This is a genomic window from Streptomyces sp. (assembly GCF_036524955.1).
Taxonomy (GTDB): domain Bacteria; phylum Actinomycetota; class Actinomycetes; order Streptomycetales; family Streptomycetaceae; genus Actinacidiphila.
The window spans coordinates 1-8,754 of record NZ_DATDBG010000307.1; the positions used below are offsets into that span (position 1 = coordinate 1).

Sequence of the window (8,754 nt, forward strand, 5' to 3'; positions counted from 1 at the left end):
GTTAGGGGACCAGGTCTGGTTCGTGGCGCTCGGCTGGGCCGCCAGCCAAGCGGGGTCCACCAGCCAGACCTCACTGATCATGACGTGCGCCTCGGTCCCCCGGGCCGCGCTACTGCTGTTCGGAGGCGCCCTCGCCGACCGACTGGGCGCACTGAAGCAGGCTCTGATCAGTCAGAGCCTACGTGTCGCGATCATGGTGGCCGGTACCGTCGCCGTCCTGGCATGGGGCGCCGACAACGTGTGGCTGCTCATCACAGTGGCCGGCACGTTCGGCGCCGTCGACGCCATGCACATGCCCGCAGCCGCCGCACTTCCCCCGCACCTGCTGCCGCATGACGCCCTCCCGGCAGGACAAGGCGCGGTGCAGACGCTCCAGCGGGTGGCATCCGTCATCGGAGCACCGCTCGGCGGCGCGATCGTTGCCATCGGCGATCTGCAAACGGCGACAGCGGTCAACGCCGCGCTGTTCGCCCTCGCGCTCGCCCTGCTGTGGAAACTGCCGACCACACAAGCGCACACCACCGCGGGCCCGGCCCTCCCACAGCCGACCGCACCCGCCGAAGGGACGGTACGCGCGACGTGGAGCGGCCTGCGGTACGTCGCCACCGACCCGGTACTCGGCCCCATCCTGCTCACCGTCACCATGCTCAACCTGGTCCTCACCGCCCCGCTCAACCTCGGAACCGCGCTGCTGGCCGCCCAACGCGGCTGGGGAGCGGCAGGCTTCAGCTGGACCATCGCCACATTCGCGGCCGGCGCCGTGGCAGGAGCGGCATGGACAGCAGGCCGCAGCCGCCGCCCCGAAACCCCGGCCGCCGCCGGCCTGAGATGGGTAGCCGCAGGCAGCGTCTTCTTGGCCGCCATCGCCGCCGCGCCCAACCTCCCCACCGCATGCGCAGCCGCTGCCTGTCTCGGCGTCACCACCGGACCCGCGGGCGCCCTGCTGCTCGGCTTCGTACAGATCCGCACCGACCCCGAGTTCATCGGCCGCGTCATGGCCCTCGTCACCTTCTCCGCAATCGGCCTCGCCCCCGTCTCCTTCGCCCTGTTCGGCACCCTGACCGACGCAGCAGGCGTCCGCGGCGCATTCACATGGTCCGCAGCAGCCCTCGCCACCACCACCGCACTGGCCTACACCAGCCGCCGCATCCGCACAGCAGCCATACACCCCCAGCCCACCCCCACCAACAGCCCCCCGAAAAACGCCAGTCCAGCAGCGTGAGCGATCAAAGCCCCCAGCTCGCGGACGATGTGGCGGCGGGCTTCAGCAAGCAGACGCCGGCGACGGGACTCGCCGTGGTGGATGTAGACGACCGTGGCGACGTCGACGCCAGCCGTGGCACCGGGGTGGCGGGGTCAGCGCCGCTCATGCGGCCATAGCGGTGTTCGTACCGAAGACTTCCTCGAAGGGATGAGCCTGGCGTGTGGCGACCAGGAACCAGGCTCCACTGGGGTGATGTCGGGTGTGCGTGCTGTAGTGGTGGACCTCAGAGGGGGTCAGGACGTTCAAGTCACCGAACACGTAGTACAGCGGCGTTGGGGCGTGGGTGGCGGTGAAAAGCAGACCGGCTTTCAGCGCGGCGGTGCTGATCGCGTAGCGGTCCGTGTGGGTGCTCGGCATGCGGTCCTTGGCGTCGATGGTGACCAGTTCACCGTCGCGGGCGGCGATCAGGTCGGGGAAGTACCGCAACGCGGAGTCGGTGCGTGCCAGAGCCTGCCTGATCGCAGGCGGGAAGGAACCCTGTCCGCAGCGCTGGACCGTCCACCCGCGTAACTGCAGTTCTACGGCGACGCGTTGTTCGTGTGCCTCGCCGACTCTCATGCGGTCCTGCCATTGCGTCACCAGTGCCTGCCCTCCCATAGCTTCCATCTGCGTGATACGAACAGCTACCTTTTCGTGCTACTTCTGCATAGCTATGATGCCCTGTATGACGGCATACGTTGACCCACGCTTTCGTCCCACGCTCTGGCCGGGGACACCCGTGCCTGCACCGCAGTTGGAGCCGGTACCCAAAGCACGAGCCGACGGCGACTGGATCGTCTGGGAGCCGCATGTGCGAGGCACCCGAGAGACCAGTCCGCTCCCGGAGGACTTCTACCTGCGTGAGTTCATGGAACTTGACCCCGCCGATCTCGACGGCGTGGCCACCTTGATGCGCACCTACGGACACCTGGGCGGCAGCATCACCACCGGCAGTTGGGACGTCGACGAATACGAGCGCCTCAAGGAGCTCACCGAGCGCCAGCACCCGCGGCACGGGCCGTTCTGCCTGCACGGCGAACTGGCCACGCTCTACATCACGCAGGCCCAGGCGGCCATCACCACCTGGCTTGCCCTGCGGCGCAAAGGCGGACTCGACGCGCTCATCGAGCCCGAAGTCGGCGAGGAGCAGCTGGCGTACTGGCGTTCCCGGAACACACGTCGGAACGAGGCATGGCCACGCGACCTGGGCCATCTGCGCGAACTCGTCCTGGACATCAGGATCGGCGACCTGGTGGCTGAGTTGAATGGCGCGCTGAAACCGTTCAGCATCGGCATCGGCAGCCTGACCGAGCGCTATCCCACCATCCTCTCGGTCGCCTTCCTGCAGCTGTACAACCACCTTGCTGAAGACGCCACGATCCGCGAATGCGCCAACGAGACCTGCCGCCGACCCTTCGTACGCCAACGCGGACGCGCCGAGTACGGGCAAAACCGCACCAGTGGCATTAAATACTGCACCCGGGAATGCGCCCGCGCCCAAGCCCAACGTGCCCTGCGCCGGCGGCGCAAGAACCAGCCAGCCCCACAAGAAAGCTGAGGCCAGCGGCACACGACGCTCACCGAGCTGGGCATATGCCGATAACGCGGCAACGACATGGGCGCCCCGAAGGCGGAGGCCGAACCGTAGGGCACCCCGGGCGGTACCGACAGCCGTACCTAGGAGAGGCCGCTCCTCGGCGCCTGCCGGCGTACGGTCCCGTCCACTCGATCTGGCAGCCCTGTAGGCCACGAAACGAGTAGCAGAGGAAGCCGTCGCGGGCAGCGGTACGTAGGAACAGGGCGGGGCCACAGTGAGGGTGTGGGACACCTGGGTACCGACAGCAGTGTGTGAGAGGAGCGGGCCTTGGGTGAGATCAATGACGGTCTGGAGCGGGCTCTGCGTACCCGGCCTCTGCCGGGAAGCCTCGCCGCCCGCCTTGGCTTCCTGCTCAGGCTGGAGAAAGGCTCCACGAAGAGGCTGGCAGGGGTTCTGGGCGTGTCGCAGCGGACCGTGCAGCGGTGGGTCACGTCCGGTCCGGGACGGCGCCCACCGGGCGCTGCGCAGCTGCGCGTGATCGAGGAGGTCGTCCGGGCGCGGTGGCAGCCCCGGATCCGCGAGCGGTTGCGTGTGCAGGCCGAAGCGCGGGGTTTCTCTGTGCACGCCCGGGCCCGGTTCGGGTTCGCATCCACGGCCGGTTCCTCCGACGATCCCCGCCGGCGGCTGATCACCCAGCACCTGTCCGGAGCGGTCGCGCGGGAGCTGTTCGCCGCCCGGGACGCTGGCGCCGACGAGGCGCAGCAGATGGTCATACTGGCCCGTGCGCTGGGGCACGCCTACTTCCGCGACGGCGGAACGCGGGCCCACGGCCTGCGGGTGGCCTTCTCCGACCTCGAGTTCGCCGACTTCGCCATCGGCTGACCCCCACGCCGGGCCGGCCTGGCGTGGGCGGCGAAGACTACCGGCCGCGGAAAGACGCGGTACGCGGAACGGCCAGCAAGCGCTGGTAGTGCTCGGCTTCCCTGCGCTCCGCCCAGTCCCACACCACCGGCCCGCCGGGGGCGGCCTTGCGTCGTCCCGGAGGCTGGGTCGGGCGCAGCTTGGCGTCCTCGGCAAGGTGCAGGAGGTGGGGGCGTTCGTTCGCACTCGCCAGCAGTTCCCGGCTGTCGGTGAGGGCGGCGAAGCAGGCGGCGGCGAGCAGGAATGGCCGCGTCCACGGCGGGGCGGGGTGGGTGGCGCAGCCGTCGGTGTAGCGGGCGGGGTCGTGGAAGGCGACGGTGACCGCGCTGGGGCCGAGGTCGTCGATACGGACGGTGAGGAGTTGCTGGAACGACGCGCCGGTCAACAGCGTGACGGCCAGGGCAGCGGCCAAGCGCGGGTGGGCGGTCGCCTGGTGGATTCTGGTGGTGGCCTCGCGGATGGCGGGTTCGGTGAGCGGTTGTGGTGCCGCGCGTTGCTTCCACGCGATCGGCGCCGGCTTACAAGGGCCGATGCAGGGGCGGACGACGTCGTAGGAGACGAGACGATCCAGGGCAGGCAGCGTCATCCACCGTGCAGTCGGCGGGCGTGGAAGGAATGCTGGCTCGGGGAGGTCCGCGGAATTGGTGGGGGCGCCGTCGTAGTAGTGGCAGCGGGCGGTGTCCAGGTCGCTGGTGACGGTGTGGGGCACGCCGTGCAGGGCCCGGTGGAGCGCGGCGGGCGGGTGAGGACGGTGGCAGACCAGAGTCAGGCCGATGCCGGTAACGGCGCGCAGGCGCAGGAGGTGCGCGAGGCGGCCAGTGGTGAGGCGGTGGGCGCGCAGGACGGTGAGGCGGGCGGTGGTCATGGCGTGGATCCAGGCGGTGGCGGCCTCCCACGCCGGTTGCCGGCCCGGCGGGTAGCGGCCGGGCAGCAGCGGCGGTTTGCCCAGGGCGGCGAGGAGGTCGTGGGCGAGTGCGGTGTCGCTGGTGGTGCCGGGGCCGGGGTGCAGGGTGATCCGGCCGGCTGCGGGGTCGTGGGCGGCCAGGGCGGCGTGGGTGTGGGCCGCGTCGTCGTACCGGTCCAGCACGAGCACCACCGGCGGCGGGGGCCTGCTGGGGATGTTGGTCGTCATGCGAGGCGGCTGAAGGCCCAGCGCAGCAGCTCCTGGTCCACGCGGGCGCGGCCGGTGCGGGCGAGCGCGGTACGGGTGTGGGCGGTCAGCTGGGCCCAGGCGCGGAAGTTTCCGTGGGCGGCGTGGCTGTCGGCGAAGGCGATGTCGTCGGGGTCGGTGTCGGCCCAGATGGGGTGGAACAGGGGGATGACCTGCTGGACTTCCTTCGGGGTGAGGCGGGTGAAGTGCTGCCAGATGAAGACGCGGGAGGAGAGCATCGGTTCGCGGCGCAGCACGGTGTGGCAGCCCTCGCCGCCGACGAAGACGACTGCGAAGCGGGTGGCGGGTTCGTCCCACAGGTATCGGAAGTATTCGAAGGCCTCGCCATTGAGCCACTGGGCCTCGTCCACGAGGAAGGTGCGGGGGTGCTCCGCCAGGGCGTTCTTCAGCAGGCGGTCGAACTCGCTGGGGTGGCGGGGCGGCTCGCCGGGCAGGTCCAGGGCGGTGAACAGCTCGTAGCGCACCGCGCGGGCGGTGGGGCGGGCGCGAAAAGTGACCCGGCGGACGTCCTCCGCAGGTTCGAGTTCGTGCAGGCAGGTGTTGACCGCGAGGGTCTTGCCGAAGCCGGCGCCGCCGTGGATGCACATCATGGCCCGCGCCGCGACGGTGTCGGCGATGTTCTCCCGCGCAGTCAGCAGCGCCCGGGTGGTGACCACGGCGGCGTCGGGCAGGTCGACGTACTGGTAGGTGGCCGCGGTCATCAGACATCTCCTGCCGGGTTCGTGTCGGGCTCCGGCAGGGTGCCTGGCGGAGCGTCCGTCGGTGCGTCAGCTGGAGTGGAGTCGGGTGGGGGCAGGATGGTGCCAGCTGCGAGGGCGGGCGGGGTGCGCCAGTGCGCCGGCGGCGGGTCGTGCGGGATCAGGTCGGGCAGCGCCAGCTTCGACAGGTCCGTCTCGGTGGCCTCGCCGAGTTCGCGGTCGGCCGCCGCAGCACTGAGCGCGCCCAGGCGCTGCGGCGGGGCGGCTTCGGTGGCGGCGGCGTAGCGCTCGCGCTGAGACGCCTCGAGGTCTTTCCTCAGGCGGCGGGTACGCGCGGCCCGCACACGGCGCACCGCGCTGATCTGCTCTGCGGTGGCCTGGTCGGCCAGGTCCGCGGGACCCAGGTAGCGGCCGGTGGCGGGATCGAAGACCTCGATGCGGTGGTCGTGGTGGGGCATGTACCGCACCTGGACCCGGATCCCGGTCTGGCCGGTCATCCACGCCGCGGCGTAGTCGCGTTTGCGGAAGCGGATCCCGCGCGTGGTGAGCGTGCGGGTGCCGGCGTCCTCCAGGGTGAAGGTCCACAGGTCCGTGGCCGGGATGTCCCGCAGCGGGGTCGGATCGTCCTGCCAGGCCTGAAGCGGGGTCCTGCCGCCCAGCGGCGCCGGCCGGTGGGAGGTGTTCCACCACTGCACCCACTCCAGCAGCCGGGCGGTGAAGTCCTCGAAGTCCAGCAGGATCTCGTCCTTGGGACGGGAGGGGCGTTTGCCGGGGCGGGGCTGGCGGGCGTAGCCGGGCAGCCCGGCCAGGAACATCGGCTCCACCGCCCGGTTCAGGCCCTCCACCGTGCCTTTCAGGTGGGGGGTGTAGGCGGGCAGGTCCTCCACGCCGACGTCCAGGAGATCGAACGCGGCGGTCACCGTCCTGGACAGGAAATCCTTGCCGCGGTCCACCCGGACCTTCTCCGGCAGACCGCCGAACGGCCCGTAGGGGTCCTCGCGCAGGACTGCGGAGCGCAGAGCGGCCAGCACCGACTCCCGCGACGGATGCCCCGGTGTCACAGCAAGGCCGGTGATCGCGTTCGTCGCGCAGTCGGTGAACCACGTGATCCACGGCCGCCGCGCGGTCCCCTCCACATCGACCAGCACCGGCGCCTGGACGTGGTCGGTCTCCCACACCTGGTTGCGCCAGCCCCGCGGCCTCGCCAGGAACACGTCGTGCTTGCGCGCCGCCCGCTCCCCCGCCGCAAGACCGGCCCGCTCCCCCGGATCCATATCCCGCTGGATCGCACGGTGCAGGGTGGGCAGCGAAGGCACGTACCCGGGCGGAGACAGCCGGGCAGCCCGCGCGACCAGTTCGCGGTGAACCGCTGCCACGTTCCCCTTCCACAGCGCGAACAGATGCCGCACCTCAGGCGTGACCGTGAACCGGGTGCCGGTCTGCTCCCGAGGGCCGGTCACAACGACGCCGGCACCGCCCCGCTCGGCATCGGCCAGCCACCGCCACACCGCCCGCTCCCCCACCCCCAGCGCCTCGGCCACCACCCTCACCTGCCGGGAGATGGGCCTGCCCTGACGGCGCACGTCCTGCAGCCGGCGCACCGCCGGCCCACGCAGCGCCGCCAGCGACGCCGCGGGCAGACCCGCATCAGGGGAGGCGGGAGTGGCACCGGGATCGGGAACAGGCGCGCGCCCTGTCGCCGGATTCTGCCGGCCTGGCCCCGGGCGCGCGCTCACAGCGGTCCCGTCAGCCGGCCGCAGACCCGCTGAAGCAACCGCCGGTCGACCACCACCCGGGACCGCCCAGAAGTCTCGGCCGTCAGGTGCGAGGTGACCTTCGCCCAGGTCCGGAAATTGCCGTGCCCCACGTACTCCTCCACCCACGCCATGTCCTGATCGGCCACCTGGGACCACAGGGGATGGAATGCCTGCATCACCGTGGCGACCTCGCCCTGGGCCATGCGCGGGACCAGCTCCCATGTCAGGACCCGCGACGCCAGCGCCGGCACCCTGCGCAGCGCCCGCTCACTGCCCGCCCCCGCAAAGACCAGCGCCGCATCGGTATCCGGGTGGTCCCACAGTCCCCGCAGGAACTCCAGGGCCGACACCGACAGCCGCTGCGCCTCGTCCAGAACCAGCACCCGCGGCTGCCGCAACGCCTCCACCAGCACCGCGTCCGCCTCCCCCGTCCCGTGCGGCAGCCGCCCCCGCAGGTCCAGCGCCTCGGCCAGCGCCCGGCGCACCTCCGCCACCGACGAATGCACACCCACCTGGACCCGCCGCACCCGCGCCGGGCGCGGCAACTGCGACAAGGCGTACTGCAGGGCGACCGTCTTGCCCTGGCCCGCGTCCCCGTACACGCACACCACCGCGCCCACCGCCGCCGCGTGCGCGACCGTCCGCACCACCGACTCCACCACCGGGGTGACCACCACCTGCGCACCCGCCACCAGCACCGGAACCTGCCCCAGGTGCTTCTGCTCCCGAACAACCACCCGCCCGCCGGCCCCCGTAACGACGTCCAGGCCCAACTCCACCAGAGAATCCGGTCGCCGGGCCCCGGCGACCTCAGGCCCCCGCCCGGTCACCAGCACCCGCCCCGCCCGCCGGTCCCTGCGCACCACCCGGCTCAGCGTCGACATCGAGGGCACCGCAGCGTCCCCGCCCGCACCGGCCAACAGCCGGCGCCGCAACTCCGAGACGTTTCCCCCCGCCTCACCCAGCAGCTCCCACACCTCGTCCGACACCGCATACCCCTGCCGGACCCCCGGCTCCACCCGCCCGGTCGCCTTCGCCTGCTCCAGCCAGCGCCACACCGTCCGCTCGGACACACCCACCGTCTCAGCAACCGCAACCACATGCCGGGTCGACAACTCCCCCGCCCGCTGCCGCTCCAGCAGACGACGCACCACCAACCCCCTGGGCAGCACCGCCCCACGACCGGCTCCTACACCTTGATCCACCCCACGATCACACCGGCCTCACCCGCCCCACCGCATCAGAACCCTCAAACCTGAGACAGCATCACCCCCCATCAGATAACGCACCCCAGACAGCACCCCACCCCCGCTCTCTCACCCACAAAGACAGTCACCACCAACCCACAAAAAGGCCACTGACCAGCAACAACACCCCAACGGCCAACCGTCTCTCACCACCACTGCCACAAACCCGAGAGATCGCAG

8 protein-coding genes are annotated in these 8,754 nt (G+C 71.1%); 3 read left to right on the forward strand and 5 right to left on the reverse strand.

Translation table 11 applies throughout. The annotated features are described in order from the left end of the window. Positions 1–1,222 (forward strand): MFS transporter (locus VIW71_RS24235; protein ID WP_331624713.1); only part of this gene is annotated, 1,222 nt, incomplete at its 5' end. 144 nt (positions 1,223–1,366) lie between these two features. Here the strand turns inward: VIW71_RS24235 and VIW71_RS24240 are convergent. After that, a complete protein-coding gene (locus tag VIW71_RS24240; protein ID WP_331624714.1) occupies positions 1,367–1,870 on the reverse strand; it encodes a hypothetical protein in 504 nt (167 codons plus the stop codon). A 112-nt stretch (positions 1,871–1,982) separates the two neighbouring features. Between VIW71_RS24240 and VIW71_RS24245 the strand changes: the two genes are divergently transcribed. Then, complete coding sequence (locus tag VIW71_RS24245; RefSeq protein ID WP_331624715.1) at positions 1,983–2,801, forward strand: hypothetical protein; 819 nt, start codon at positions 1,983–1,985, stop codon at positions 2,799–2,801. Positions 2,802–3,107: 306 nt separating this feature from the next. After that, positions 3,108–3,662, forward strand: coding sequence for a telomere-protecting terminal protein Tpg (gene tpg / locus VIW71_RS24250; RefSeq protein WP_331624716.1), 555 nt, complete (start codon positions 3,108–3,110; stop codon positions 3,660–3,662). A gap of 37 nt (positions 3,663–3,699) precedes the next feature. Here the strand turns inward: tpg and VIW71_RS24255 are convergent, their stop codons facing one another. The 4 genes from VIW71_RS24255 to VIW71_RS24270 form a co-directional block, all read right to left on the reverse strand. Next, positions 3,700–4,833: a hypothetical protein gene (locus tag VIW71_RS24255; RefSeq protein ID WP_331624717.1), complete on the reverse strand. Its 1,134-nt coding sequence runs from the start codon at positions 4,831–4,833 to the stop codon at positions 3,700–3,702. Beyond that, positions 4,830–5,573, reverse strand: a complete 744-nt coding sequence (locus tag VIW71_RS24260; RefSeq protein ID WP_331624718.1) for an ATP-binding protein — start codon at positions 5,571–5,573, stop codon at positions 4,830–4,832. Before VIW71_RS24260 ends, VIW71_RS24255 begins: the two co-directional genes overlap by 4 nt. Beyond that, positions 5,573–7,171 carry a Mu transposase C-terminal domain-containing protein gene (locus VIW71_RS24265; protein ID WP_414720830.1) on the reverse strand — a complete coding sequence of 533 codons (1,599 nt, stop codon included), beginning with the start codon at positions 7,169–7,171 and terminating at the stop codon, positions 5,573–5,575. The genes VIW71_RS24260 and VIW71_RS24265 overlap by 1 nt, the downstream gene beginning before the upstream one ends. A 131-nt stretch (positions 7,172–7,302) precedes the next feature. Further along, positions 7,303–8,400, reverse strand: a complete 1,098-nt coding sequence (locus tag VIW71_RS24270) for an ATP-binding protein (RefSeq protein WP_331624721.1) — start codon at positions 8,398–8,400, stop codon at positions 7,303–7,305. Between the last annotated feature and the right edge of the window lie 354 nt (positions 8,401–8,754).

What these genes read in the sequence shown, in the direction of transcription:
- VIW71_RS24260 (WP_331624718.1), bottom strand. Translation starts at nt 5,573, where the DNA reads ATGACCGCGGCCACCTACCAGTACGTCGACCTGCCCGACGCCGCCGTG.
- VIW71_RS24240 (WP_331624714.1), bottom strand. Translation starts at nt 1,870, where the DNA reads ATGGAAGCTATGGGAGGGCAGGCACTGGTGACGCAATGGCAGGACCGC.
- VIW71_RS24255 (WP_331624717.1), bottom strand. Translation starts at nt 4,833, where the DNA reads ATGACGACCAACATCCCCAGCAGGCCCCCGCCGCCGGTGGTGCTCGTG.